This window comes from Myxococcus xanthus, assembly GCF_006402735.1.
GTDB lineage: Bacteria > Myxococcota > Myxococcia > Myxococcales > Myxococcaceae > Myxococcus > Myxococcus xanthus_A.
Window position 1 is genome coordinate 3,919,417 of sequence record NZ_CP017174.1, and the last position, 25,368, is coordinate 3,944,784.

Below are 25,368 nucleotides of genomic sequence, written 5' to 3' on the forward strand. Positions count from 1 at the left end.
AACTGGCCGGAAACGTGACACATGGCCAAGGCCGCACCCTCACACGGCGTGGCAACCAGCTCAATTCATGAAGCTGGCAGAGAAAGACGAAGAGAAGCGTAATGGCGACTGGTACCGTGAAGTGGTTCAACGACGCGAAGGGCTTTGGGTTCATCATGCAGGACGGCGGGGGCGAGGATCTCTTCTGCCACCACACTGCGATTCAGACCCAGGGCTTCCGCACGCTGCAGGAAGGCCAGAAGGTCGAGTTCGATGTGGCCCGTGGCCCCAAGGGCCTGCAGGCTCAGAACGTTCGCCCGGTCTGAGTACCTACTGAGCGCTCATAGCGCTTAGTCCGAAGGCTCAGTCTCCCCGAGGGAGGCTGGGCCTTTTCCTTTTTGTCACCCCGATGTTCCAGGGCTCGCCTGGAACTTGCCCGGCGGCTCCCCTAGACTCCGGGCGTGGGCGCCCCGTCGAACAGTGGAGACGGTGGGAAGAATGCGCTCTTGCGCGCGCTCCCCTCCGTCGAGCAACTCCTTCGGCGCCCGTCGCTGGAACCCCTGTTGAGTGGAGTCCCCAGGGCCCGTGCTGTGGCCGCGCTCCGGCTGGCGGTCGACCGGGCCCGGGGCCGGTTGGTGGCCTCAGGCGGGCCAGGCTTCGAGGATGCGGACGTCCAGCACGCCCTGGACACGCTGGCCACACCGGGGCTGCGGCCCGTGCTCAACGCCACCGGGGTGGTGCTGCACACCAACCTGGGACGCGCACCCTTGGCGGCCTCGGCCGTGGCGCGCGTGGCCGAGGTGGCACGGGGATACTCCAACCTCGAGTACGACCTGGATGAGGGAGAGCGGGGCAGTCGCTACGCTCCGTTGGTGGGCCTGCTGTGCTCACTGACGGGCGCGGAGGACGCGGTCGTCGTCAACAACTGCGCGGGCGCGGTGCTGCTGGTGCTGGCGGCGCTGGCGTCCGGCCGCGAGTGCGTGGTGTCGCGCGGTGAGCTGGTGGAGATTGGCGGCGGCTTCCGTGTCCCGGAGGTGATGCGGCAGTCGGGCGCGAAGCTGGTGGAGGTGGGCACCACCAACCGGACGCGGCTGTCGGATTACTCGGCGGCGCTGGGCCCGGAGTCGGCGCTGCTGGTGAAGGTGCACCGCTCCAACTTCGCGTTGGTGGGCTTCACGGAAGAGGTAGAGGTCGCGGAGCTCTCGGCGTTGGGCCGCGCGCGCGGCGTGCCGGTGTTCCAGGACCTGGGCGCGGGCGCGCTGGTGCCGCTGCAGGGCGAGGGCCTGAGCCAGGAGCTCACGGTGGCCCAGGCCGTGGCGGCGGGCGCGGACGTGGTCGCCTTTTCGGGAGACAAGCTGCTGGGAGGACCCCAGGCGGGAGTCGTGGTGGGCCGGTCCGTGCTGCTGGCACGCATCAAGGCCCACCCGCTCATGCGGGCCCTGCGGGTGGACAAGCTGACGGTCGCCGCGCTCGAAGCCACCCTGGTGCTGTACCGGGATGGCCGGGCGGAAGAGGTTCCGGTGCATCGCCTGCTTGCCCAGTCGCCGGAGGACCTTCGCGCCCGGGCGGTACGGCTGCAGGGCCTGCTGACGGGGCGGGGTGTGCGTGCGCGTGTGGCCAGCGTGGTGGGGCAGGTGGGTGGGGGTGCCATGCCGCTGGCCAGGTTGCCGTCCTCCGCGTGCATCCTCACCCTAGAAAAGCCGGAAACATTCCTGGACTGCCTGCGCGGGGGAATGTCGCCGGTTATTGGCAGGATCGCGGATGGCGAGGTGCTCCTCGACGTCCGGTGTCTCAAGGAGGAGGAGCTCCAGGCTGTCGCGGATGCCGTCGCGGCCGCCATTCCAGGGAACCCGCCATGATCAACAGCGCCGTGCTTGTCCTCAACCGGTACTACCAGCCGGTGCATGTCACCTCGGTGAAGCGGGCGTTCTCGCTCCTGTACCTGGGGGTGGCCAAGGCCATCGACTCGCAGTACCGGCTCTACGAGTTCGCGGATTGGGCGGAGCTGAGCGCGACGCAGGACTGCATCACCACCATCGAGCGCACCATCCGCGTTCCCCGTGTCCTGGTGCTCAGCGCGTATGACCATCTGCCCCGAGGGCGGGTGCGCTTCTCCCGGCTCAACATCTACGCGCGCGACAACGACACCTGTCAGTACTGCGGCAAGAACCTGCCGCGCAGCGAGCTGAACCTGGACCACGTCATGCCGCGCACGCAGGGCGGCAAGACGACGTGGGAGAACGTCGTGTGCTCCTGCGTGCCCTGCAACCTGAGGAAGGGTGGGCGGACGCCTGAGCAGGCCCACATGAAGCTGCTCAAGAAGCCCGTGCGTCCGCGCTGGACGCCGCTGTTCCGCGGCGCCTCCCGCAAGGTGACGTACCGGGAGTGGCTGCCGTTCCTGCACCTGGCGGATGCGTCGTACTGGAACGTCGAGCTGCTCGACGAGTAGCGCCTGCCTGGTGGGCATCCGGGCTCGCCGCAGGGGCTGGAAACACCGGGAGTGACGGGTTTCCGGCGCATGCGCGGGCCAGGATGTTCCACTGAACGGATGCAGAAGGTCGGGGAGTCGACGCGACCCCGGGTTCGGGATTTGATGGGGGGGCATGTCCCAACCCTCGCGAGCGCCCCGGACCGAATCCCGTGTCCTGGGCCCCACGGAACCAAGCCCCATGGTCTCCGGTCCTCCTGGTCTGTCACGCCGTCCTCGCCCCCGGCGCATCATCGCCGTAGGAGGCGGGAAGGGCGGTATTGGCAAGTCCATGGTGTCCGCCAACCTGGGCGTGGCCCTGGCCCAATCCGGGGCCAACGTGCTGCTCGTGGACGTGGACCTGGGCGGTGCCAATCTCCACACATGCCTGGGGGTGGGGCAACCCAACGCGACGCTGTCCGACTTCCTGCGGCGGAACAAGGCGCAGCTGGAAGAGGTCATCGTTCCGACGGGCGTGCCCCGGCTGTCGCTGATCGCCGGCGCGCAGGATGCGCTGGACGCGGCCAACCTCAAGTACGCGCAGAAGCAGAAGCTGCTGCGGACGTTGATGGGCACGTCGGCGGACTACCTCATCCTGGACCTGGGCGCGGGGACGAGCTTCAACACCATCGACTTCTTCATCCTCGCCGACCACGGCGTGCTGGTGATGCTGCCCGAGCCCACGTCGGTGGAGAACGCCTACCGCTTCGCGAAGGCGGCCTTCTTCCGCAAGCTCCAGCAGGTGGAGTCGCAGTACGGCATCGAGGACCTGGTGGAGGATGCGCTCACCACCCGCGAGGGGGCGCTGCGCACCCTGCATGACGTGCTGGCGCAGGCCCGGCGCAAGGACCCGGTCATCGCGGACCGCCTGGAGCGCGAGCTCTCCGCGTTCCGCATCCGGCTGATCGTGAATCAGGCGCGTACGGACGCGGACCTGTCGGTGGGCGCCTCGGTGGCCGCCGCATGGAAGAAGTTCTTTGGCATCGAAATGGATGTCCTGGGTGCCATTCGCTACGACGACGAGGCGTGGCGAGCGGTGCGCAAGCGCAAGCCCGTCCTCATCGAGCGACCGGATTCCGCGGCGGCCACTGCCATTCAGGTCATCGCAACGCGTATCCTCACACTCGACGGCTCCCCCCAGCGCTCCACACCATGAAGCCCTTCGAGCAGCAGACCTATTACGAGATTCTCGAAGTCCCCGTCACCGCTCCGATGGAGGAGATTCGGGCGGCATACGAACGGCTGATGGAGCTGTATTCGCCGGACTCCATCGCCGTCTATGCGCTCGTGGACGAGGGCCAGGTGGATGGGCTCCGCACTCGGATGGCCGAGGCGCTGGAGATTCTCTCCGACGAAGAGCTGCGCGCCGAGTACGACAAGGATCTGGGGCTCCCGGCCCGCCGGTTGATGGACGCGGTGTCGACCGGGGGCGAGGTGGCCCACGCCGAGGCGCCGGTGGAAAAGCGTGCGGAGCCGGAGCTTGTTGGGGTTGCCGCATCCGGCGCGGAAGATCAGACTGGCGGCCTTTTGACACAGGTCCCCGAAACGGGGACGAACGGGAGGCCAGGAGCAGTGCGAGACGTGCCGGTGGAGGACTCGGAGACCGCGATGACGGGGCGGGACGGGGAAGGGGAGGCCGCGGCCAATGCGACGGAGCCTCGAGTGGAGCCGGTGCCGGCGTCCTCGGGGCAGGCGGACTTCCGGGCGTCGTTCTTCCGTGGGTTCTCGTTCGCGTATGTGTCCAGCTCGTTGCAGGACACGCAGCGGCTGGGGAGCGCGGTGGATGTTCCCGCTTCGTCGATTCAGCCCCAGGTTTCCGGTGGTGGGACGGGCACGATGGCTGCGAGCGCTGAGTCGCAGCGCGAGGCCTCCGGGGCGGTGCCTGCGGCGTCGGTGGGTGAGACGGCTGTGACCCAGGGGGCTGCTGCGGTGGCGCCTGGTACTGTTCCGGCCAGCGAGGCTGCTTCGGTTTCCCCGAGCGCCCCTTCGGTAACGGGCAGCGCGCCGATTCCGGCGACGTCTCCGCAGGTCAACGTCAGCGTCCCTGCTTCGGGCAGTGATGCCTCGGTGACTGCTTCTGCCGCTGTGCCGACGCCTGCTACGGCAGCCACTGTCAGCGCGCCGGCTTCGGTCAGCGATGCACAGGTGACTGCTTCTGCCGTGCCGCCGCCTGCATCGGGAGCGGCCGTCAGCGCGCCGGCTTCAGTCAGTGATGCCCCGGCGACGGCTTCGGCCGTCGCACCGACTCCCGCCTCGGCCGCTCCCGTCAGTGCCCCGGCGTCGGAAAGCAGTGCCACGGTGATTGCCCCGGCAGCTCCGGCCAGTGGCCCAGCCGCCGCGTCGGTTCCCACGCAAAGTGCCACGGTCAGCGCCGTGGCGGCGCCATCCCCCTCGGCGCCTGCTACCGCCGCGCCTGGCGCCCCGACATCGGAAGCCAGCGCGGAGCCCCTCCCGCCGGTTCTAGCGAGCGCCAGCCCGGTACCTCCGGCCCCCCAGGCACCCGAGGCCGACTCGACCGCCCTCGTCCCTGTCCGTCCGTCGCCCGCCTCGGCGGCTCCGTCCGAGCCGGGCCGGGCTGGGGCGCGTCCCGGGCGGCCCCTGGAAGACGCGCCGCAGATCGCCCAGGACTCCGCCATCGCCACGGCGGAGGCGGCGCTGGCGCAGGTGTCCCAGGCCGCGTCGAGGGCCCGTGAGCCCCGGCCTCGCGTCCCGGACATCCCATCCGACGCCGAGTTCAACGGCGAGCTGCTCCGCCAGGTCCGAGAGGCCCGGGGGATGACCCTCCAGCAGGTGGCCGACCGCACCCGCATCACGCGCATGCACCTGGAGAACGTCGAGGCGGACCGCTACAACCTGCTCCCGCCCTCGGTCTACCTGCGAGGTATCCTGATGAGCCTCGCCCGCGAGCTGGGGTTGGATCCACTCCGCGTCTCCAAGAGCTACCTGGCCCTGTCTTCTGAGAAGTCAGGCCGGAAGTAGGGGAGGCGCCCGGAAGTGCTCGGATGTCACCGGCGTTGCGAGGAAAGTTGACTCGCCTCCAGCCGCTGCCTAAGTAGGTAGCACGATGACGGACGAGGAAAAGGTCAAGGCGATGCGGCTCGCCCGTGCGATTGCCTCGGATATCTCGCTCTACAACGAGCAGAAGATCATCAAGGGAATCGAACAGGACAACCTCTTCGAGGTCCTCAAGGAGGAACTGGAAGAGGGCCGCGAGCTCTACAAGAGCCGCGTCAGCCAGGAGATCTTCACGAAGATGAATTTCTTCGAGCGGGCGATCAACGACATCGTCCTGCGCTCGAAGGCGCATGTGAAGTCGAAGATCTGGTAACCCCTCCCGTGGTAGCGCCTGACACGCGAGAGCACCGCGCTCCGCCCGAAGCTCGCGGCGAGCGCGTCGATCAGTACCTCGCGCGCGCGTTCCCGGACCTCACACGCTCTCGCATCCACGGCCTCATCGAGGCCGGGCATGTGCTCGCGGACGGCCAGCCGGCGAAACCGGCCCGGCGTCTGCGCGGCGGTGAGCTGCTCGTCCTCCACATTCCGGCGCCCGTTCCCGCCGTCCCGTTGGCGGAGGAGCTCCCGCTCGCGCTGCTGCACGAGGACCGCGACCTGGTCGTCGTCGACAAGGCGGCGGGCATGGTCGTCCACCCCGGCGCGGGCCATGCCTCTGGCACCCTGGTCAACGCGCTGCTGCACCGGGTGAAGGACCTGGCCGGTGTCGGGGGCGAGCTGCGGCCGGGCATCGTCCACCGGCTCGACAAGGACACCACCGGCTGTCTCGTCGTGGCGAAGAACGAGCAGACGCTGGTGGCGCTCCAGAAGGCCTTCAAGACGCGCGCGGTGGAGAAGACGTACCTGGCGCTGGTGCACGGCGTGCCGCCCGCGGAAGGGCGCATCGAGACGCTCTATGGCCGTCACCCCGTCCACCGCCAGCGCTTCACGGGCAAGGTGAAGGAGGGCAAGAACGCCATCACCGTGTTCCGCGTCCTCGAGGCCTTCGATGGTGCCGCGCTGGTGGAGGTGGACCTGCTCACCGGCCGCACGCACCAGATTCGCGTGCACCTCGCAGAAGCCGGCCACCCCCTGCTGTGCGACGCGCTCTACGGCGCCGGACGCAAGGCGAAGGGCGCCGCGTCGGAAGCCCAGGAGCGGCTGGGGCGGCAGGCGCTCCATGCGTGGCGCCTGTCCTTCGCGCACCCGCGCTCGGGCAAGGTGCTGAAGCTGGAGGCGCCCATTCCCGCGGACCTGGAGGCGGCCCTGACGCTGCTCCGGGCCACCGTCCCCGCGCCGGAAGCCCCGCCTGCCACCCGGAAGCAGCCCGCGCCCCGGAAGGCGGCGGGCGGCTCGAAGCGGACTACAGGCCGGACACGCTGAGCGACTGCTGGCGCTTGGACAGCACCTTCACGGGCTGGATGGCCATCACCCGCATGAAGACGGCCAGCAGCTCCGGGTCGAACTTGTTCCGCATCTCCGACCACATCAGCATCAGCGCCACCTCTGGGCCGTAGGCATCCCGGTACGGGCGCTTCGAGGTGAGGGCGTCGTACGCGTCGCAGATGGCGATGATTTTCGCGTACGCCCCGAGGTTCGTCTTCGGGATGATCATCTGGATGTTGCCGCGGGAGTCGCGCACGGCGGTACCGAAGTCCGTCTTGTGCTCGAACGTCGTCACCACGCGCAGCAGCGTGGAGCGGCTGAAGCCCTTCTCCATCAGGATGTTGCGCACGGAGATGAGCGGCGCGCGCTGCACCGTCTGCTTCTCCTCGGGCGTCAGCGCGCCTCGCTTCGTCGACAGCTCTTCCGACAGCGTGGCCATGCCGGCGTCGTGGAAGAGGGCGATGTAGCCCAGGTCACGCAGTTGCGGCTTCGTCAGCCCCAGCTCCGCGCCGAAGACGACGCTCATGAGGCACACGTTGACCTGGTGGTACACGAGGTAGTCGTCCTCGCGCCGCATGGTCGTCATGCCCAGGAAGTGTGTCCGCTGCTCGTAGGAGATGTCGACGAAGTCCTGCACCAGGCGCAGCGCCTTGGAGGCGTTGATGGGCTTTCCGGCGCGCACCGACTGCAGGTACTTCGTGAGGAAGAACACGGCGCGCGCGTAGATGGTCATCGCGTACTTCTTGCGGTCCACCTTCTGGTCGCCCGGGTTGTCCAGGTCCTTGTTCAGCTTCTCCTTCAGCTTGGAGAACTTGGCCACCCGCATGTTGAGCAGCTTGCGGTTGGACAGGCCGTCCTCTTCGGACGCGGTCGTCTGCTCCTTGCTGAAGATCCAGATGAAGTTCTTCAGCTCCGGAACGGTGACGGGCTTGGTGAGCGTGAATCCGCCCACGTCCTTCGAGCGCAGCTCCGTCAGCAGGTATCGCTGGTTCTCGATGGAGTTGAGGTCCACCTTCACCAGCATGCCGTTCAGGTAGAACGACTCCTTGACGCCCGTGAGCTCCAGGCGGCCTTCCTTGCCGATGATTTGATTGATGATGTCCTGAAGCTGGTGCAGCGGCTTCTGGAAGACCGCGTTCTCCGGGTCATACATCTTCACCGAGCGCACCAGCATGTACATGCCGGCCACCAACGAGCGCGCCAGGCTCTGGAGCTTCTCGTTGTGCTCGCGGCCGAACTCGCTGGTGTTCTCGTCCTGCGACTGGGTGATTTTCAGGTTGTCGGCCATACGCCTATGCCTCCTCCGACAGCGCCGAGTCTCCGAAGAGCGCCTTCTTCGTCTGGTACATCGCCTTGCGAGCCGAGGTGAGGACCTCCAATGGCTGGTTCTTGTCCTCCACCACCGCCTGCAACAGTTTGTAGCCCTGGATGGAGCACGCGCCGCCCAGGCCGTGGATGGCCAGCAGCTTGTCCTCCAGCACGCGCTTCTTGTTGAGCAGCGAGGGCTTCGTCGCGAGCATCTGCTGCATCATCGACAGGGCTCCCGGGGTGCCCGTGGAGCCGATGGCCGCGTACACCGCGGCGCGCTCGTCGGGCGTCTTCTTGTCGAAGCCGGGCTCCCGCACCAGGCGCATCAGGTCCGCGTAGCCCTTGTCGCGGTCGAACTCCGGCAGCAGCTTCGCCGCCAGCATGCGCACCTGGGAGATGGAGTCCGTGAGTGCGTCCATGATGATGCGCCGGGCCTCGCCCGTGCGGCCGCGGCCGATGATGTTGAGCACCTCCAACTTCACCACCAGGTTGGGGCTCTTGAGCACCTGGCCGAACATCTTCACCCGGTCCGGGTGGTTGCTCTTCTCCAGGATGTAGACCATGTCGCGTACTGTCTGCGGCCGCTCTGACATCAGCCGCGCGACGAAGGGCTCGGGCACCTCGCGCGCGAAACCCGCGAGGGCGTCACATAGCAGGGTGCGGTTGTCGGCGACCTCGATGCTCTCCAGCACCGACAGCAGGGGGATGATGGAGTCCCGGTCCAACACCTGGAGGTAGCGCGACACGTCCGCGGGGTTCTTCGGTCGCGTCGACTTGAGCGACTCGCCCACCCGCATCAGTCGCTGCTCCTCGCCCATCTTGTGGAGGAAGTTCTCCAACATCTTCGCCAGGTCCTCGCTGCCTTCGCGCTGGGACAGCGCGCGCAGCTTGAGGACGATCTGGTTGATGGTGCCGAAGTCGTCCTGGAGGAGGAGCATGTCCAGCAACTGCACGAAGATTTCCTCGAGCAGGGACGCGTCATCCACGCCGCCTTCCACCACCTGGAACACGGCGCTCACCAGCTTGGGAAACAGCCGGGCGTTCTCCTCCTCGGAGACTTCGCGCTGCAGCTTCGCCTTCAGCTCGTCCGAGGCATGCCGTCCACCCACCACGAGTCCGCGAATCTGCTCCACGCCGTCCAGCTTGGCGTCCAGGTCCTCCGCGGACACGCGCGCGAAGCGCAGGTAGTCATCCGAGTTCGTCTGCAGGCGCGAGTAGAGGTAGCCCACCACCTTGTCCACCTCGACCTGCACTTCCTCCTCGCTGGCGTTCTCCATGGAGAAGCCTTCCACCACCACGTACTCCACGTGCTCCATGCTCGCGCGCCACAGCTGCGCCAGCACGTCCTCCGCGCCGCGCTCCGGCTCGGACAGGGCGATGAGCGTGAAGGTGGTCAGCTCCTCCACCGTGAGGCCCGGGCGGAAGATGAGCTGCCGGATGCCGTCGCGGAAGAACTTGTAGGGCAGCGGGGTGTCCTCGGAGAAGAGCGACTCACCGAGGAGCAGGAAGTTCTGCTGCTCCACCTTCATCGACAGGGGACCGAACTTGTCGGTGTAGGAGGCAATCGACTCGAGCGCCTTCCCGAGGAACTCCGGGAAGCGCGACTCGTTGTGGCGATACATCCCGATCTGCTTGATGCCCTTGAGCAGGTGGAAGGCGAACGTCTTCGCCAATTCAACCTTCTCGCGTGCCTCAGGCGAAAGCTGGGGCTCCGCGCTGGATTCTTGGATGGCTTTAGGGGGGTGGGCCATGCTGTCACCCAAGCCTAACCCGATTTTGGACGGCGACCCAGGAGACGGCCCGTAGCAGTCTCATGGCTTGGGTGTCGTCCCCGTGACGGGGCATGAGAATGACGGGGATTCCCGGTTGTGTTGCCACATGCGTCATCCGCCGGAACGGGGCGACGTCCATGGCGCGGTTGCTGACGTGCTCGCTGCTGCTGCTTTCGTTGACGGGGTGTTTCCGGATGAGCCTCCGTTCCGGCGCGCCGCGCGGAGGCGCGCCCGAAGAGCAGACCGGCGTGAGCCTGGTCGCCGGGCTGACGACCTCGAATGTGGTGACGCCGGAGTGCCAGCACGGCTTCTCCCGCGTGGATGTGTATTGGCCGTGGTGGGGCCCCGTCGTCTTCGCGGCGACCTTCGGCATCGTCACGCCGCTGCGCACGGAGTACGTGTGCGCGGAGGCCGCGGAGGCCGCTGGCCTCGTGCCGCCGGAGCCCGTGCCGTCCTCCCACTCGCCGCTCTGAGCGTGACGGCCCGGGTGGGTGCTCGCCGCCTCCTGGACGGGGTTTCAGGAGGCACGCCGCACCCGCCCCGGAAATGAGCGAGGCGGCGAGGATTGCGCCTCGCCGCCCCGGGTGTCTCAGCGGTGTTTCACCCGGCCTCCAGGAGGAGGCCCGGGCACGTGGCCTACGCCTCCTTCTGCGGCGGGGACACGGCGGCGCTCGGGCCCTTGAGGGCGGAGCGCAGCAGGAACAGCGTCAGGCCGGCGAAGAAGAGCAGGCCCCAGAGGTTGGACCACAGCGGGTGGGCGTGCTCGCTCTCGCCTACCATGTTGAGGAAGCTGCCCAGGCCGCCCTGGTTGCCCAGCAGGGCCGGCAGGTTCAGCGCGCGGGTGCCTGCTCCGTCGGTGACGATTTCCAGGAAGGCGATGAGCACGCCCGCGATGGAGCCACCGGCGATGAAGCCGGAGGAGAGCAGGGTGCCCGGCGAGAAGTCGGACTCGCCGCCGCGGATGCGGTCCACGAAGTAGCGCACCATGCCGCCCACGAAGAGCGGCGCGCTGCTGCTGATGGGCAGGTACACGCCCACCGCGAAGGGCAGGGAGGACACGCCGCACAGCTCCAGCATCAGCGCGATGAAGACGCCCAGGAGCACCAAATCCCACGGCAGCTTCTGGGTGAGGATGCCGTCGATGATGAGCGAGAACAGCTGCGCCTTGGGCGCCGCGTAGCGCGTCAGTTGCTGGCCTTCGTAGACGCTGATGCGGCCGCCGATGCCCGGGTCCACCACGTACTGGATGGTGTCGGACTCATCGAGCAGGTACTTGCCCGCGGGCACCGGCGTTTCCGCGCCGCGCACGTAACCTTCCTTGTACGTGCGCTCCGGTCCGTCCGTGACGGCGCCCAGGTCCGCCACCTTGATGGGGGCGCCGCTGGGAACGTTGAGCGTCACCGCGCCCACGTCCTGCGAGGACACGTCGCGCCAGCTGCGCAGCTCCATCGCGCCGCTCTGCGTGTTCAGCTCGTAGCCCTTCGCCCAGACGGCCTTGCGCAGCGCCGCCTCGTCCAGGCCGCGGGCCGCCATCGTGTCGGCGGAGACGGCCCAGGGGAAGGTGTGCTGGACGCGCGTCTCGTTGGAGAACTCCGTCACCTTCACGCCCGGGTGGGGCTCGGGGATGGTGACGGTGGCGCCGCGGTTGAGCGTCACCAGCACCAGGCCGATGAACATCGCGCTGGTGAGCACACCGACGAACAGCGCCATCTGCTGGCGCCGGGGCGTGCCGCCCACCAGGAAGGCCGTCTTGAGGTCCTGCGCGGTGGTGCCACCGTTGGACGCGGCGATGCCGACGATGGCCGCCGTGGTGAGGGCCATGAAGCGGTCCTCGGACGACGTCCAGCCCATGAGCAGGTACACGAGGCAGGTGATGAGCAGCGTGGCCACCACCATGCCGGAGATGGGGTTGGACGAGCTGCCAATCTCACCGGTGATGCGCGCGCTCACCGTGACGAAGAAGAAGCCGAAGATGACGATGAGGATGGCGGAGATGAAGTTCACCTCCAGCGGCGGCGCAAGCCAGATGGCCAGCACCAGCAGCGCGCTGCCACCCAGCACCACGGTGATGGGCAGGTCCTGCTCCGTGCGCAGCAACTGTGGCATGGCGCCCTGGCCCCGCGACGCCTTCAGCGACTCCAGGCTGCGCTTGAAGGCCCCGATGATGGTGGGCAGCGAGCGGATGAGGCTGATGAGACCGCCCGTCGCCACGGCGCCCGCGCCGATGTAGAGCACGTACGCATTGCGAATCTGGTCCGGCGACATGTCCCGGATGAGCTGGCCGTTGTGCATCAGCAGCGGCGTCTCCAGCCCGCTGCCGAAGAACGAGATGGCCGGGATGAGGATGAGGTAGCTCAGCACACCACCGGCGAAGGTGATGGCCGCCACGCGGGGGCCGATGATGTAGCCCACGCCCAGGAGCTCCGGGCTCACCTCGGTGGAGAGGGTGGCGCTCTTGAGCCCCTGCAGCGGCGTGCTCAGCACCTCGCGGAACAACTTCATGCCGGAGTAGGCGAGCTTGTAGACGCCGCCCACCACGAAGCCGGTGATGACGGTGCGGGCGTTGGTGCCGCCCTGCTCGCCGACGATGAGCACGTCCGCGCTGGCGGTGCCCTCCGGGTAGGGCAGCTTGCCGTGCTCCTGGACGATGAGGCCCTGGCGCAGCGGAATCATCATCAGCACGCCGAGCACGCCGCCCAGCGCCGCCGTGAGGAATGCGTGGGTGAGGCTGATGTCGTAGCCCAGCAGCAGCAGGGCGGGGAGCGCGGCGGCCACACCGAAGGAGATCGACTCACCGGCCGAGCCCGTCGTCTGGACGATGGTGTTCTCCAGGATGCTGGAGTTGCCCAGGGCCCGGAAGATGGCGATGGAGAGCACCGCGACGGGAATGGACGCGGAGACCGTGAGGCCCACCTTGACGGCCAGGTATACGGACGAGGCGGCGAACACGATGCCCAGCACCGAGCCGAGCACCAGGGCTCGTATCGTCATCTCCGCCGGAGACTTGTCGGGGGGGACGTACGGGGTATGGGCGACTGTCGCGAGCATTTGCGCGATCGGGACGCGATCCTCGGAGATCGGCGGCGAACCGTGGGCCAAGCAGGGGGCTCCTTCGAAGGGAAACCGGCTCTTTCTAGCAGGCCCCCGGCTGGCCGTGAAACAACGCCCTCAAAAGGCAAGCGCCCCCGCCGGTAGGGCGGAGGCGCCTTGATGCGGGCCTGCCCCGGAATGCCGGGACAACTGGCCGGGTCAATCCAGGCTCACTGCTGGGCGGCGACGGCCTCCGGGTCCACCTCGGCCATGAGCGCGGCCAGCTCCGATTTGAGCTTGTCCTTGGCGCGAATCTCCAGCTGGCGGGCGCGCTCGCGCGAGAAGCCGAAGTGCTCACCCAGCTCCTTGAGCGTCATGGGGCGCTCGTTCATGACGCGTTGCTCGATGATGAAGCGCTCACGCGGGTCCAGGCGCATCAGCGCGGTACGGACGCGGGCGTTGATGAGGCCCGCCTCCTCCTTGTCCGCGAACTCGTCGTCCTGCGGGGCCGCGGCGCTCACCACGAAGTCCACGTGGCTGTTGCCGCCGTCCTCGCCCATGGGCGCGTCCAGCGACAGGTCACGGCCACCCATGCGCTGCTCCATCTCCCGCACCTCGCCCGGCTTCACGTGGAGCCTGCGGGCGATGTCATCCACGTTCACCGCCGCGTCACCGCTGCCGAACTTCTCCAGTTCGCGGCGCGTGCGGGCCAGACTGAAGAACAGCTTCCGCTGCGCCTGGGTGGTCCCCAGCTTCACGAGCGACCAGCTCTTGAGGATGTAGTTCTGGATGTACGCGCGAATCCACCACACCGCGTAGGAGATGAGGCGGATGCCCTTGTCCGGATCGAACTTCTGCACGGCCTTCATCAGGCCGATGTTCCCCTCCTGGATGAGGTCGGACATCTTGATGCCGTAGGAGCGGTACTCATAGGCGACCTTCACCACGAAGCGCAGGTTGGCCGTCACCATCCGGTGCCCGGCCGCCAGGTCGCCCTTGAGGAAGCGGCGAGCGAGCTCCTGCTCCTCCTCCACCTTGAGGAGGGAGTAGTGGTTGATCTCCGAGAGGTACATCGCCAGGGAGCCGGAGTTGGACGACTGCTCGGTGGATGCCTGCATGAATGATTTCTCCGACGGTGAGCCTCGCGGTGAGGCTGGGATGGATGGATTTCGTCTGACGACGTGACGAAGGGAGCTTGAGCAACAGAAATGCCAACCTGCCCCGAAGGGCCATTCCCAATGTCTGCGAGGGGTTGGCGTGCTCCAGCGGCGTGTACAGCGCCGCAATCCTGTAACCGTTACGTTGCACCGGCATGAATCGCCGGATGCGCTAGCTGTAGGAGATTCAGAACTGTTCGCATTCAAGCCTCCCGGGGGCTGCGCAGGGCCGTGCTCCCAGTGAGGGCGCGGCCATTGGAGCGATGCCCGTCACACGACGTGGCCGCCCCGCGGGAAAAGGCGTAACGACGCCTCAGGCCGCTGACACACCCGGGCCGCCGGCACGCGCGGTGGGCGGCCTGGCGGTCAGGCGCGAGGACCGAGGTCTGGGTGTCAGGAAGCGCGCGCTTGGGGCGGGCGAGTGCCCTCGCTGGCGACGCGCTGGGACTCCGTGAGAACAGCGCGTCTCAAGTCCGTCAACAGCCGCGCAGCCTCTCCCTGCTGGAGCGGACGACCGCCGAAGCGGGCTTCCAGGTAGCGTCGGGCGACGGGCGCCAGGGCGGGGGACAGCGGGTGCCGCTCCCGGGCAAGCCGAGCGTCCAGTGCTTCCAGTGTCTCCCCGTCGACACGTGTGATTCGCGCGGAGGCGAGCTGCGCCTCCACCGCGTCCGCGAAGCGCGTGGCCTCCAACGGCCGCTCACGCGACAGGAACTGCGTCAGCAACCGCCAGGCGGTATAGGCCGCGGCGGCGGCGAGCAGCGCGGCACCAAAGGCCCGGGGGGGCGGCGCGCGGCTGGGCGGCTCGTCCTTCTTCGGGACCTCGTGCGAGCGAGTGAGCGAGCGGACGACCGTCAGCTGATCGCGGAAGTTGTAGTCCAGGACGACGTCACGCCACTGCGACTCCACGACTTCATAGAAGTTGATGAGCTGCTCCAGCAGGCGAGGGGACTGGCTCGCGCGGTGGGCCGGCGGCGTCGCGTCCACGGTGATGAAGCCGCGCCCCGGCACCAGCACGTGCGTCCAGGCATGCGCATCACCCGCGCGGACCACGTAGCCGCCCGTCACGCGCTCGCCGCCGAAGAAGCCGGTGGCCAGCCTCGCCCGCATGCCCTGGGTGCGCAGCATCAACGTGAGCGCGGTGGCGAAGTGCTCGCAGTGGCCCTGCTTGCGCTGGAAGAGGAAGTCGGCGACCGGGTCCGGCACGTCGCCGCTCAACTCCAGCGTGTAGCTGTATTCGCGTTGCAGCCACGCGGACAGCTTCCGCGCGGCGGCCAGCGGGTCGCGTTCGCCATTCAGCACCCGCGCGGCGGTCTGGCCAACGCGGACGTCCAGTCCCTCCGGCAGCGACAGCAGCGCATCCTGCTCCTCCGGGGGCAGGTCCTGGATGTCGTCGCCGCTGGCGCCGGGCGGGAGGCTGTAGGCCTCATAGGAATACGAGATGCCGGAGTCGCGGAAGCGCACCTCGCCGCCGCCCAGTTCGTGGATTTGCGTGCGCCGGGAGCCCACCTGCGTATTGGCCACGGCGTTGCCCAGCCGCGAGGGCGTCTCCAGCGCCACCAGCGTGCGCGCGCCGTACGCGGGCATCAGCTCCACGCGCTGATGGATCAGGTTCTCCCGGCCCGGCCGCAGCGTCGTCATGGACTCGGAGCCGTCGCTGGTGGCGCGCGCGTTGGACCACTCCATGCCGTCGAAGACGTCATAGGTGCGGCCCACCCAGTACGCGTCGAGCGCTTCCTTCTCCGGGTCCGGGGACAGGGTGGCGCGCAGCACGATGCGGGGGTTGCCCTTGATGGTGCCCGCGCCGCCCAGGCGCACGGTGTTGGAGAAGCCCGCGGTGGCCACGCCCAGGCCGGGCGAGGCGCTGGGGCCAATCATGTTCCAGTTGAGGCGAGGGAAGAGGATGAAGAAGGCCACCGCGCCCAGCACGGCGAAGCCCACGCCCGTGGCCAGCGGGCCCATCACCGCGCGCACCGGCACCGGCTCGCCTTCGGGGACCGCGGACTCCACCACGCCCAGCGCCAGGGCGATGCTGGCCAGCACGCCGAAGGCAATCAGGAAGAGGCCGTAGACGAGCTCGCCAGAGAGCGCCGCGCCGCCCGCCACCATCAACAGGCCGGACAGGTGGACCTGGCCGTCGGTGGCCGCGTCCGGCGTGGACAGCAGCCGCTGCGCGGAGATGAGGCCCGCGAAGGCACAGGCCGCCACCACCAGGTTGAGCGAGCCCGCGAGCACGTTCGTGCCCAGTGTCAGCGCCACGGCCAGCAGCAGCAGCGCGGTGAGCGTCACCCGGTTGGCGAAGGGCCGCCGCCCCGCAAGCGCGACCACCAGGGCCACGCCGTAGAGGACCAGCGACCAGATGGGGAGCTGGCCCGACACCGCCATGGAAGCGAAGGCGAACCCGGAGCCCAGGTCTCGCAGCACCAGCCTCAGCCGCGTGCCCTTCCTCATGCCGCCTCCTCGTCACCGCGAGGGCGCTCGTGCCCCAGCCACGCCAGCGCCCGCAGCAGGCGCCGCTCCTGGGCCATGCCCGCGGCGGGCCGGATGCGCTCCTCCGGCGTGTCCAGGCCCACCTCGTGACCTTCCTCGATGAGCCGGCGGGCAAGCGCTGCCACTTCCTCGCAGCGGCGCTCGAGCGCCTCCGCGTCGAGCCCGTCCGCCACCTTCAGCACGAAGGTGCGCCGCTCCTCGCGTTCTCGCTCCACCCGCAGCAACTTCCCGGCGGAGGCGCTCTTGAGCCAGTGGATGCGCCGCGCGTCCTCACCCGGCGCAAGCTCCCGCAGGCCGCTCAGGTCCCCGTTGCCGTCATTGCGGCGGGGATTGCCCGCGTCGCCCACGGGGCCTTGCTCCGGCGCGCCCGGGTCCTGACAGGCGTAGGTCCGCCGCGGGTAGATGAGCAGCGTGCTCTCCAGCGGAAAGGTGCGTGTCTTGGCGAACAGCCCCAGCGGCCAGGTGGTGGTGACGCGCACGCCTGTGAGCCGCACGGGACCTCGCTGAGGCGCGGAGAGGTCCGCTCGCACGACGTGGTCCACACCCGTGGGCAGGTAACCCACGCCGCCCGCACCGGTGAGCGGCGAGTCCGCCTCCGACAGCGTGAGGGCGAAGGCGTGGCCCTGTCCGCGGGAGATGGCCCACCGGAAGGTGAAGGGCTCCTGGGCGAAGGCCGCGTCCGCGCCCACGCGCCGCACCGACAGGTAGCGCAGGCAGCGCTCGGACAGGACGCCCGACACCACCACCATGCTCAGCAGCAGGCCCAGCAGCAGGTAGAGGAGGTTGTTGCCGGTGTTGAGGGCGCCCAGGCCCACGCCGAACGTCACCACCAGATAGGTGCGTCCGATGCGCGTCACCTTGAGGGTGCGCGGCGGGCGGAGCCGCGAGCGAGCCCGGGCCCACCATGACGGCAGCCGGGGCTTCACCGGGGTGCCGGAACCTTTCGGGCAATCTCCTCCAGCAGGTGCGCCGCCTCGTCGCGCGCGGACACGCCCTGCACGGCGCTGCGCAGCAGGATGCGGTGGGCCCAGCAGGGCACCAGCACCGCGTGGACGTCGCCGGGCGTGGCGAAGTCCCGGGCGTCCCACAGCGCGTTGGCCCGTGCGGCCGCGCCCAGCGCCAGCACCGCGCGGGTGGAGGCGCCTCGCTCCAGGTCTCCGTGCGAGCGCGTGGCCGTGGCCAGCCGCACCACGTAGTCCGCCACCGACGCGTCCAACCGCAGCGCCGCGGCGAACGAGCGCAGCGACGCCAGCTCCTCGGGCCCGGAGACAGTCTCCACCGCGTCCAGGGGCGGCGTGCCGTCGCGGGTGACGAGCAGCCCGGCCTCCACCTCCGGCGTCGGGTGGCCCAGGGACATGCGCACCATGAAGCGGTCCAGCTGCGAGTCCGGCAGCGGGTAGGTGCCGGAGAAGTCCACCGGGTTCTGCGTGGCCACCACCGTGAAGGGCGCGGGCAGCGCGTGCGTGGCGCCGTCCAGGGAGACCTGCCCCTGGGCCATGGCCTCCAGCAGCGCGGACTGGGTGCGCGGCGGGGCGCGGTTCAGCTCATCCGCCAGCACCAGCTGCCGGAAGAGGGGACCGGGACGGAACTGGAAGGTGGCCGTCTGCGCGTGGAAGACCTGGGCGCCCAGCACATCGGCGGGCATCAGGTCCGCGGTGAACTGGACGCGGGCGAAGCTCAGGCCGCAGGCCTTGGCCATGGCCTCGGCGAGCGTCGTCTTGCCCACGCCCGGGACGTCCTCCAGCAGCACATGGCCGCCGGCGACCAGGGACGTCACCACGAGCTGGAGTTGGGAGGATTTTCCCTGCACCGCGCGGCCCAGCTGGGTGGCGATGCGTTCCATCGCCGAGCGCGCGTTTGCGAGGGAAGGCACCGGGGAGAGGGCGCGGGCAGGCTGGTTCATCTGCCGCCACTGTAGCCGACTCCCTCGATTGCCAACACGCCTCGCGTCCGAGCTTGCACCGCGGACGCTCCCTCCCTCCCGAGGCGGCGAAGCGCCTACGCCAGGAAGACGTCCTCGGGCGTGTAGTAGGCAGGGCGCGGCGACGTCCCTGTGCCCACACCGAAGTACCGGAACATCCGCTCGTGGTGGGTGGCCAGGCCGCGCAGTTGGACGGGGCGCTCCACCAGGCCTCGTGTCAGGACTCCCACGGCGCTGTCCTTGAACTCCCGCAGGTGGGCGAAGTCCAGGACGACCTCACACCCACTCAGGGCGCTCAGCGAGGTCCGGACCTCTTCTGCCGTCTTGCCGTCCAGCGTGCCTTCCAGTCGCAGCGTCACGGAACCTGCGGACTCCTCACGATGGATTTGTAGCCCCGACATTGCTGTGCTCTCCAAGTTGGCGCGGAGCCCTGGTTGGAGCGTCATCGCTCCAGTCCTTCCACGGAGGACCCGTGGGGTTCTCCCGCCCGGCGCACAGTGCACATGGTCCGCGGGTTTGGTTACCCCCCACATCGCAACTTTCTCGCGACTGTCGTGCAGCCGTCGCAAGGCTTGTTGCTCAGCGCTCAGCTCTTCTGGCCATGCGCCTTCTGGGCCTCTCGCAGTGTGAGCTGCTTCTCCTGCGCGGCCTTCAGCTTGCGGAATTCCTTCACGACCTTGGCGGGGTAGCCGGCCATGAACTTCGTGCGCGCTTCCTTCTTGGCCAGGATGCGGCGGGCCAGCCCGGGGCCGGCGTTGTAGGCGACCAGGGCCTTCTCCACGGTGCCGAAGCGCTGGATGAGGTCCGCCAGGTACGCGGTCCCCAGCTCCACGTTGGTCTCCGAGTCGAAGAGGTTGCTGGTGCGGCCCAGCCGCAGGCCGGCCTTGTCCGCCAGCCAGGTTCCAGTGTCCGGCATCACCTGCATCAGGCCCATGGCCCCTACGTGGGACACCGCGTAGTTGTTGAAGGAGCTCTCGCAGCGGATCACCGCCACCACCAGGAGCGGGTCGATGTTGTTGCGAGCCGCCTCGCGGACGATGGCCACCGCCAGCCGGCGCTGCTGCCGGGCGGGGAGGCCAGAGGCCTTCACCATCTCCGTGATACCCAGGGCTTCGGCCTCGGCGTAGTGGGCCTCATCCTCGTAGAGGTGCAGCTTCGCCAGGGTCGCCTTCAGCTCGGCGTCGCGCTCGGCCAGCTTCGCGCGCAGCTCCGTCACCTCCGGCCCCTCGCCCTGGGCACCTTCCGGCACCTGCACCGGAAACGCGACCGCCGCCGTCCCCATCCCCACCCACCAAGCCGCCGCCACCGCCACCGTCCAGCCCCTCATCCCACCCCTCCCGGCGCCGCCGTGCCGCTCGCGCCCCGTGCGCTCATACGGATGTACAGACCTGCCGACGGAGCAACGCCTAAGCAGCCCGCGTGCCAGAGGTTGCACGCGGCGTGTCTCTCCTTAAGAGCGCCAACGAATTTGCCGTTACTGGCGCGCTGGATTCCCCGGCGGATCTGAAAAAATGCCCGGGTGGAGAAGTGCCGTTCCCAACGGGAGACTGTGAAAAGGACCGGGTTGCCCGTCCGGGTTCCTGTTCCTAGGTTTGCCCGCGCCAGGCTGTGGTGCGTGTGGAGGTGCGGCGTGTACTGGACGATGGGAATCATCCTGTTGGTGTTGTGGGGGCTGGGGCTGACCACCGGCTCCACCGAGGGTTACTGGGTCCACCTGCTGCTGCTGTTCGCGATGGTGGCGCTCCTGCTGGCGGTGGTGTCTCAGGGCCGTCGGGCGGCCTCGGCGTGAGGCGCGGGGCGCCGGAGGTGACGGGGGTAGAGCTGCCCCGGGACTCCGTGGGCTTCACGCGCCGCGAGTGCCCGGAGTGTCAGCGGCCGTTCAAGACGCGTCCGGGGCCCATGGACTCGCGCGCGGTGCTGCACAAGCTCCTGGGCTTCTTCCCCTTCGAGAATGCCCACGAGTGCGTGGAGGGCATTCCCGTCTGGGGCTGCCCGTACTGCGGCTACCGCGCGGAAGCGGACGCCTTTCTCACGCCTGCCCAGCAGGGGCACCTGGAGGCCGTGGCGCGCGCCTGGGCCAACCACGTGCGGTACGAGCAGCTGGCGCACGTGGCGCGCACGCTGTCCGTCAACCCCAGGCCGACGTTCGTGGCGGTGGAGCCGGAGGCCCTGCCGGGCCCCATGGAGCCGGAGCCGGACGAGCTGCTGCGCGTCATGCCCATGCTCTGCTGTGGCGAAGAGGTGAAGGTGGTCTGGGAGTGGGACCAGGCACTCCACTGCTTCTCCTGCGGCGCGCGGCATGATCCGATGAGCGGCCGCCAGCAGGTGGAGCTGCGCTTCGTCTCGGAGTAGCGCCCGGGGTGGACGCGGGCGGGCGGTGACGGCAGGCTGGAGGGGACATGACGTGGGTCTCCCCCCGGGCCATGCTCGCGTGCCTGCTCTTGGCCGCGGGCTCCGCCGCCGCGCACGACGCCGACATCCTTTATGTAGAAGCGCACCGCGCCCGGCCCGAGGCGCCCGAGGTCCGTCAGATTCTGACGATGACGCCGGAGACGCTGGCCTTGCTCCTGGCCGACGCGGATGGGGGCTCGCTCCTTACGCGGAATGGACTGGACGCGCGGCGTGACGCCATCGCCACGGGCATCTGGGATGCGATGCCGCTGGTTTCCGGAGGCTTGCCGTGCGTGCGGACCGCGCACGCCGCGGCGCCGAGGCAGTCCTTCGTGGAGCTGTCCGCCACCTTCACGTGCCCGCCGGGTGGAATGCGCCAGCGCTTCCTGGTGCTGACGCGGCTGCCGCCGGAGTACCGGGTGATCCTGGGCAGCGTGAGGGAAGGGGAGGTTCCAGGCGCCGTGTTCGCGGATGCCACGCGGCCGGAAGTGGACGTCCCGGAAGGCGGACGCGGCACGCCGCTGCTGAGCCGCTTCGCGGGCTGGGTGGGCCTGGGCATGCGCCACATCTTCGAGGGCGTGGACCACCTGGCCTTCCTGCTGGCCGTGCTGCTGGTGGGGGGCGGCTGGAAGCGGGTGTTGTTGCTGGTGACGTCCTTCACGGTGGCGCACTCGCTGACGCTGGGGGCCGCCGCGCTGGGCTGGGTGGTGTTGGACGGAGCCCAGGCCCGGTGGGTGGAGGCCGCCATCGCCGCGTCCATCATCTATGTGGCGGTGGAGAACCTGGTGCTGCGCGAGCACCGGCACCGGGTGCTCGTCACCTTCCTCTTCGGGCTGATCCACGGCTTCGGCTTCGCGGGCGTGCTGGCCGGCTACGGCCTGGGCGAGTCCGTGGTGACGGCGCTGCTGGGCTTCAACGTCGGCGTGGAATTGGGCCAGGCGGTGGTGGTGGCGGTGCTGCTGCCCGTCCTCCGCATGGTCCAGCGCCGTCCGGCTTTGCACACGAGGGCCGTGAGGGGACTGTCCATCGGAATCCTCGCGGCTGGTGGGTACTGGATGGTTGAACGCGCCCTCGGTTGAATCCCGCGCGAGGCGTTCCTACGTTGGCGGATTGAAGGTAGGGAACAGGGGGACGTCAATGGGTGCGAGGCATACCCGGTTGGCCGCGGCGCTGGCCGCCGCGTGGGAGGCGGAGGTCGTCTCCGCCCGGCGGATGACGGCGCTGGCGGAGCGAATCGCGGATGCGAGGGTCCGGGCACGGCTGATGGTGTTGGCCGCGTTCTGCCGGGCTCACGCGTCGCGATTGCTCGCACGGCTGGCCGCGCTGGGCCGAGGTCCACTGCCGGTTCCTCCCGAGGACATCGAGCTGGATTCGGATACGTTGCTGGAACTGCGCCGGGAGGGGGCCTTCGCCCGCGCGTCGGCCGCCCGCTACGAGACGACCGCGGAGCTGGCCCGTCAGCAGGCGGACCTCTCCTCCGCGTGGGTCTGCGAGCTGAACCGCACCGAGGAGCAGGACCGCTCCCGGGAGCTGCTGTCCCTGGCCGAAGGGGCCCTGGGGCCCGTGGTCCACGCCGACGCGCCGGCCAGCGCCGTCCCGGGTGACTCCTGAGGGAATGACACGGGTTTCTCGCTCTGCCGGTGACAGTTACCGAGCATTGGGCGTAGAAATCCGTTCATGGCGAAGGAGAGCTACAACGATCTCATCTTCCAGCTGGGCGATCTGGCTCGGGACAGGTTGCCGGGCAAGCCCACCTGTCCTCGTTCCATGGACCGCGTCTACCGCGCCGAAGAGGCCGTGGTGGCGCGCCGGGATGAACTGGCGGCGCTCGAGCAGGAGATGAACGACGAGGACGCGGCGTATTCGGACTTTCTCGCCGTGCAGGACGAGGAGCGGGCGAAGCACGCCGTCATCGTCAAGAAGTGGAAGAAGGCGGTGGACGCCATCGACGGCAAGGTGAAGGAGCTGCGCAAGACGCTCGCGTCTCGCAAGGCCGAACAGCGCTACGCCGAGGATGGTCTGGTCAAGCTCGAGAAGAAGATCAGCGACATGGAGCTGACCGGCGAGCCGCCCGACAAGATCGAACTGGCCCGCGGCAACCTCAAGAAGAACCGGCTCCAGCAGATGCGGCTCGGCCGGCAACTGGAGGATCTGGAGTCCAACCTGGCCACCGCCCTCACGCCCGTGCCCGGTCAGCCCGGCGCGGCCGGCATCCTGGCGCACAAGCGCATGCTGGAGATGGAGGACGAGGCGGAGGAGCGGAAGCTCGACCACGAGCACCGCATGGCGGAGATCGACCAGGCAATCGCCGCCAAGGAGGAACAGGTCCAGGCCTCGGAGGATTATCTGGATCAGGCACTGTTCCTTCTGGGCGAAGACGTGTATGCACAGCGCATCAACGATGCGCAGCTCGCACCGTTCTACCCGCGGTTGGATCGCGCGCAGTGAGAGAGGCACCCGCCCGTAGTGCTTGACGGCGGGGACCTGTCTGCTACATTGCGCCGCTTCCTGGCGACCGCGGGGACGCGTGCAGTCCAGGTCATTGAACTTATTGGGTTTTTCCGCGCCACCAGCGCGCTGGCAGTGAGGACGACGTGAAGGGTCTGATTGGCAAGAAGATCGGCATGACCCAGGTGTTCAACGATGAGGGCAACCTCATCCCGGTCACGGTGATCGACGTGGGCACCTGCCAGGTCGTTGGCAAGCGCACCCCGGAGAAGGACAGCTACTCCGCGGTGACTCTGGGCTTTGGTGAGATCCGCGAGAAGATTCTCAACCTGGCCGAGCGCGGCTTCTTCAAGAAGGCCAACGCGCCTTACCGCCGCCACCTGAAGGAGTTCCGCGTTACGCCGGAGGAGGCTGCCTCCTTCAACGTGGGCGACGCCGTCAAGGCGGACATGTTCACCAAGGGCGAGCTGGTCGACGTGACCGGCATTACCAAGGGCCGCGGTTTCGCCGGCGTCATGCGCCGCTGGAACTTCAAGGGTTCGCAGACGAAGACGCACGGTACGCACGAGTACCAGCGTCACCCGGGCGCCATCGGTCAGCGTAAGACGCCGGGCCGCGTGTACCCGAACAAGAAGATGCCCGGTCACTACGGCGTGGATCAGGTCACCACCCAGAACCTGACCGTGGTGGACGTGGACGTGGAGAAGGGCCTGGTGCTCGTGAAGGGTGCCGTCGCCGGCCACAACGACGGCGTCGTCTACATCCGCCCCAGCATCAAGGTGGCCATGCGCGCGCAGCACAAGGCCGCGCGCGGCGCGTAGTTCGCTGCTGAGCGTCTGAACGCTCGAAACGCCCCGCTTCCGGGCCCGATTCGTCGGGCATCCGGGCGGGGCGTTTGTCTTGCGGGGCAGGGTGCGTGCGGTTTCCGCGGGTGGGCAGGTGTCTGCCCCGCGTGACGACCCGCCTGCCTGCTTCATCACGTCCCGTGCCGCGGGATGCCCCGGAAACGTTGACCGGTGGGCGTCCGGTGGGGACGACCGTGAAAAGAATTCCGACTCCAGGCCATCTCGGCTTGTCGGTCGTGGAAGCCGTGCGCACATCCAGGCCCCACGAAGGAGTCTGAGCGTCAGGTGACGCGGACTCCGTGGCTCGGGGAGTTCCTTGCACTCCCGCTCATGGCGGCCCACCCCACGGGCCGGGCAGGATTATGATCGCACGCACGCTCTGCGTCTTTGCTTCGTTGGCCGTCTCGCTGGCGGCACCGGTTGCCGCGGCACAGGACGACGAGAACGTCCTGGACAACGTCGTCGTCCGCAACCGGCTGTACGAGCCGGGCGGCAAGTTGGAGGTGTCCTTCGGGGTCGGTCTGCCGCTGCAGACGCACCTGACGGCGCACTACGTCTTCAACGCCGGCGTGGCCTACAACCTCTTCGACACCTTCGCGGTGGAGGCACGGGCCGGCTACGCGGCCAGCCGTCACACGGGCCTGGCGCGTTCCATCTCCGAAAGCTTCCTCAACCGCGAGGACAAGCGCGTCACCGACGAGCTGGAAGACCTCTGGCAGATGAACGTGCACGGGGTGGCGGGTGTCCGCTGGGCGCCCATCTACGGGAAGCTCAGCCTGCTGTCGGACCTGCCAGCCCACTTCCAGGCCTACGTCTGGGCGGGCGGGGGCCTCGCCTCGCTCAAGCGCAACTCCGTGATCCAGTGCGCGCAGGTGGTGAACCGCGAGCTGGGCATCTGCGACAACCGCACGTCGGTGGATGATCGCGGGTCGGCCACCCAGAACTTCTGGGTGAGTGAGTCGCGGGTCGCCCCGGTGGTGTCGGCGGCGGTGGGCTTCCGCTTCTTCATCCTGGACAAGCACGGCGTGCGCCTGGAGCTGCGCGACTGGGTCTTCCGGGACAACTACCGCGTCAACCTGGTGCGCGATGCGTGGGAGGCGGGGCAGGCGACGGGTGATCCCGCGCGCAGCCCTGGCCTCACGCACCTGGTGCAGTTCGACCTTGGCTACACCTTCTCCTTCTAGGT

At 68.6% G+C, this 25,368-nt stretch carries 24 protein-coding genes; 15 read left to right on the forward strand and 9 right to left on the reverse strand.

Features of this window, described 5'->3' with window-relative positions; genetic code table 11:
• The first annotated feature begins 101 nt into the window (after nucleotides 1-101).
• The 7 genes from BHS09_RS16700 to BHS09_RS16730 all read left to right on the forward strand — a co-directional run bounded on the left by BHS09_RS16700 (nucleotide 102) and on the right by BHS09_RS16730 (nucleotide 6,820).
• The gene (locus BHS09_RS16700; RefSeq protein ID WP_011553379.1) at nucleotides 102-305 is read left to right on the forward strand and encodes a cold-shock protein; all 204 of its coding nucleotides are present in this window, start codon (nucleotides 102-104) and stop codon (nucleotides 303-305) included.
• A gap of 135 nt (nucleotides 306-440) precedes the next feature.
• Nucleotides 441-1,838: an L-seryl-tRNA(Sec) selenium transferase gene (gene selA, locus BHS09_RS16705; RefSeq protein WP_140798348.1), complete on the forward strand. Its 1,398-nt coding sequence runs from the start codon at nucleotides 441-443 to the stop codon at nucleotides 1,836-1,838.
• Nucleotides 1,835-2,428: an HNH endonuclease gene (locus BHS09_RS16710; RefSeq protein WP_140791228.1), complete on the forward strand. Its 594-nt coding sequence runs from the start codon at nucleotides 1,835-1,837 to the stop codon at nucleotides 2,426-2,428. The genes selA and BHS09_RS16710 overlap by 4 nt, the downstream gene beginning before the upstream one ends.
• Before the next feature lie 220 nt (nucleotides 2,429-2,648).
• A complete protein-coding gene (locus BHS09_RS16715) occupies nucleotides 2,649-3,602 on the forward strand; it encodes a P-loop NTPase (RefSeq protein ID WP_140791230.1) in 954 nt (317 codons plus the stop codon).
• On the forward strand, nucleotides 3,599-5,425 hold the full coding sequence (locus tag BHS09_RS16720; protein WP_140798349.1) for a helix-turn-helix domain-containing protein: 1,827 nt from the start codon (nucleotides 3,599-3,601) through the stop codon (nucleotides 5,423-5,425). The genes BHS09_RS16715 and BHS09_RS16720 overlap by 4 nt, the downstream gene beginning before the upstream one ends.
• Nucleotides 5,426-5,510: 85 nt before the next feature.
• Nucleotides 5,511-5,774: a hypothetical protein gene (locus BHS09_RS16725; RefSeq protein ID WP_011553384.1), complete on the forward strand. Its 264-nt coding sequence runs from the start codon at nucleotides 5,511-5,513 to the stop codon at nucleotides 5,772-5,774.
• 8 nt (nucleotides 5,775-5,782) lie between these two features.
• Nucleotides 5,783-6,820, forward strand: coding sequence for an RluA family pseudouridine synthase (locus tag BHS09_RS16730; protein WP_140791234.1), 1,038 nt, complete (start codon nucleotides 5,783-5,785; stop codon nucleotides 6,818-6,820).
• Here the strand turns inward: BHS09_RS16730 and BHS09_RS16735 are convergent.
• Together BHS09_RS16735 and BHS09_RS16740 are read right to left on the reverse strand one after the other, a co-directional pair.
• Entirely contained in the window at nucleotides 6,801-8,111 is a 1,311-nt protein-coding gene (locus tag BHS09_RS16735) for an HD-GYP domain-containing protein (RefSeq protein WP_140791236.1), read from the reverse strand. The two genes, BHS09_RS16730 and BHS09_RS16735, sit on opposite strands and share 20 nt — an antisense overlap.
• Before the next feature lie 4 nt (nucleotides 8,112-8,115).
• Nucleotides 8,116-9,882, reverse strand: coding sequence for a HEAT repeat domain-containing protein (locus BHS09_RS16740; protein WP_140798350.1), 1,767 nt, complete (start codon nucleotides 9,880-9,882; stop codon nucleotides 8,116-8,118).
• Nucleotides 9,883-10,040: 158 nt separating this feature from the next.
• Here BHS09_RS16740 and BHS09_RS16745 point away from each other — a divergent pair, with 158 nt between their 5' ends.
• Nucleotides 10,041-10,376, forward strand: coding sequence for a hypothetical protein (locus tag BHS09_RS16745; RefSeq protein ID WP_140798351.1), 336 nt, complete (start codon nucleotides 10,041-10,043; stop codon nucleotides 10,374-10,376).
• Between the two features lie 163 nt (nucleotides 10,377-10,539).
• Here the strand turns inward: BHS09_RS16745 and BHS09_RS16750 are convergent, their stop codons facing one another.
• From BHS09_RS16750 to BHS09_RS16780, 7 genes are all read right to left on the reverse strand, one after another.
• A complete protein-coding gene (locus BHS09_RS16750) occupies nucleotides 10,540-13,002 on the reverse strand; it encodes an OPT family oligopeptide transporter (protein WP_140791242.1) in 2,463 nt (820 codons plus the stop codon).
• Nucleotides 13,003-13,163: 161 nt separating this feature from the next.
• Nucleotides 13,164-14,051 carry an RNA polymerase factor sigma-32 gene (locus BHS09_RS16755; protein ID WP_020478755.1) on the reverse strand — a complete coding sequence of 296 codons (888 nt, stop codon included), beginning with the start codon at nucleotides 14,049-14,051 and terminating at the stop codon, nucleotides 13,164-13,166.
• Nucleotides 14,052-14,483: 432 nt separating this feature from the next.
• Nucleotides 14,484-16,538 carry a transglutaminase TgpA family protein gene (locus tag BHS09_RS16760; protein WP_140798352.1) on the reverse strand — a complete coding sequence of 685 codons (2,055 nt, stop codon included), beginning with the start codon at nucleotides 16,536-16,538 and terminating at the stop codon, nucleotides 14,484-14,486.
• Entirely contained in the window at nucleotides 16,535-17,503 is a 969-nt protein-coding gene (locus BHS09_RS16765; protein WP_140798353.1) for a DUF58 domain-containing protein, read from the reverse strand. The genes BHS09_RS16760 and BHS09_RS16765 overlap by 4 nt, the downstream gene beginning before the upstream one ends.
• The gene (locus BHS09_RS16770; protein WP_140791248.1) at nucleotides 17,500-18,480 is read right to left on the reverse strand and encodes an AAA family ATPase; all 981 of its coding nucleotides are present in this window, start codon (nucleotides 18,478-18,480) and stop codon (nucleotides 17,500-17,502) included. The genes BHS09_RS16765 and BHS09_RS16770 overlap by 4 nt, the downstream gene beginning before the upstream one ends.
• A gap of 95 nt (nucleotides 18,481-18,575) precedes the next feature.
• On the reverse strand, nucleotides 18,576-18,899 hold the full coding sequence (locus tag BHS09_RS16775) for an STAS domain-containing protein (protein ID WP_020478756.1): 324 nt from the start codon (nucleotides 18,897-18,899) through the stop codon (nucleotides 18,576-18,578).
• A 185-nt stretch (nucleotides 18,900-19,084) separates the two neighbouring features.
• Nucleotides 19,085-19,825, reverse strand: coding sequence for a lytic transglycosylase domain-containing protein (locus BHS09_RS16780; RefSeq protein ID WP_140798354.1), 741 nt, complete (start codon nucleotides 19,823-19,825; stop codon nucleotides 19,085-19,087).
• 303 nt (nucleotides 19,826-20,128) lie between these two features.
• Between BHS09_RS16780 and BHS09_RS16785 the strand changes: the two genes are divergently transcribed.
• The 7 genes from BHS09_RS16785 to BHS09_RS16815 all read left to right on the forward strand — a co-directional run bounded on the left by BHS09_RS16785 (nucleotide 20,129) and on the right by BHS09_RS16815 (nucleotide 25,366).
• Nucleotides 20,129-20,287 carry a lmo0937 family membrane protein gene (locus BHS09_RS16785; protein ID WP_020478757.1) on the forward strand — a complete coding sequence of 53 codons (159 nt, stop codon included), beginning with the start codon at nucleotides 20,129-20,131 and terminating at the stop codon, nucleotides 20,285-20,287.
• Nucleotides 20,284-20,850 (forward strand): hypothetical protein, encoded by a 567-nt coding sequence (locus tag BHS09_RS16790; protein ID WP_140791252.1) that lies wholly within the window; start codon nucleotides 20,284-20,286, stop codon nucleotides 20,848-20,850. Before BHS09_RS16785 ends, BHS09_RS16790 begins: the two co-directional genes overlap by 4 nt.
• Before the next feature lie 47 nt (nucleotides 20,851-20,897).
• The gene (locus BHS09_RS16795; protein ID WP_140798355.1) at nucleotides 20,898-21,968 is read left to right on the forward strand and encodes a HupE/UreJ family protein; all 1,071 of its coding nucleotides are present in this window, start codon (nucleotides 20,898-20,900) and stop codon (nucleotides 21,966-21,968) included.
• Nucleotides 21,969-22,026: 58 nt separating this feature from the next.
• Entirely contained in the window at nucleotides 22,027-22,500 is a 474-nt protein-coding gene (locus BHS09_RS16800) for a hypothetical protein (protein WP_140791256.1), read from the forward strand.
• A gap of 66 nt (nucleotides 22,501-22,566) precedes the next feature.
• The gene (locus BHS09_RS16805) at nucleotides 22,567-23,337 is read left to right on the forward strand and encodes a hypothetical protein (RefSeq protein WP_140791258.1); all 771 of its coding nucleotides are present in this window, start codon (nucleotides 22,567-22,569) and stop codon (nucleotides 23,335-23,337) included.
• 146 nt (nucleotides 23,338-23,483) lie between these two features.
• The gene (gene rplC / locus BHS09_RS16810; RefSeq protein ID WP_140791259.1) at nucleotides 23,484-24,158 is read left to right on the forward strand and encodes a 50S ribosomal protein L3; all 675 of its coding nucleotides are present in this window, start codon (nucleotides 23,484-23,486) and stop codon (nucleotides 24,156-24,158) included.
• A 386-nt stretch (nucleotides 24,159-24,544) separates the two neighbouring features.
• Nucleotides 24,545-25,366 carry an outer membrane beta-barrel domain-containing protein gene (locus BHS09_RS16815; protein WP_174260048.1) on the forward strand — a complete coding sequence of 274 codons (822 nt, stop codon included), beginning with the start codon at nucleotides 24,545-24,547 and terminating at the stop codon, nucleotides 25,364-25,366.
• Nucleotides 25,367-25,368 lie beyond the last annotated feature (2 nt).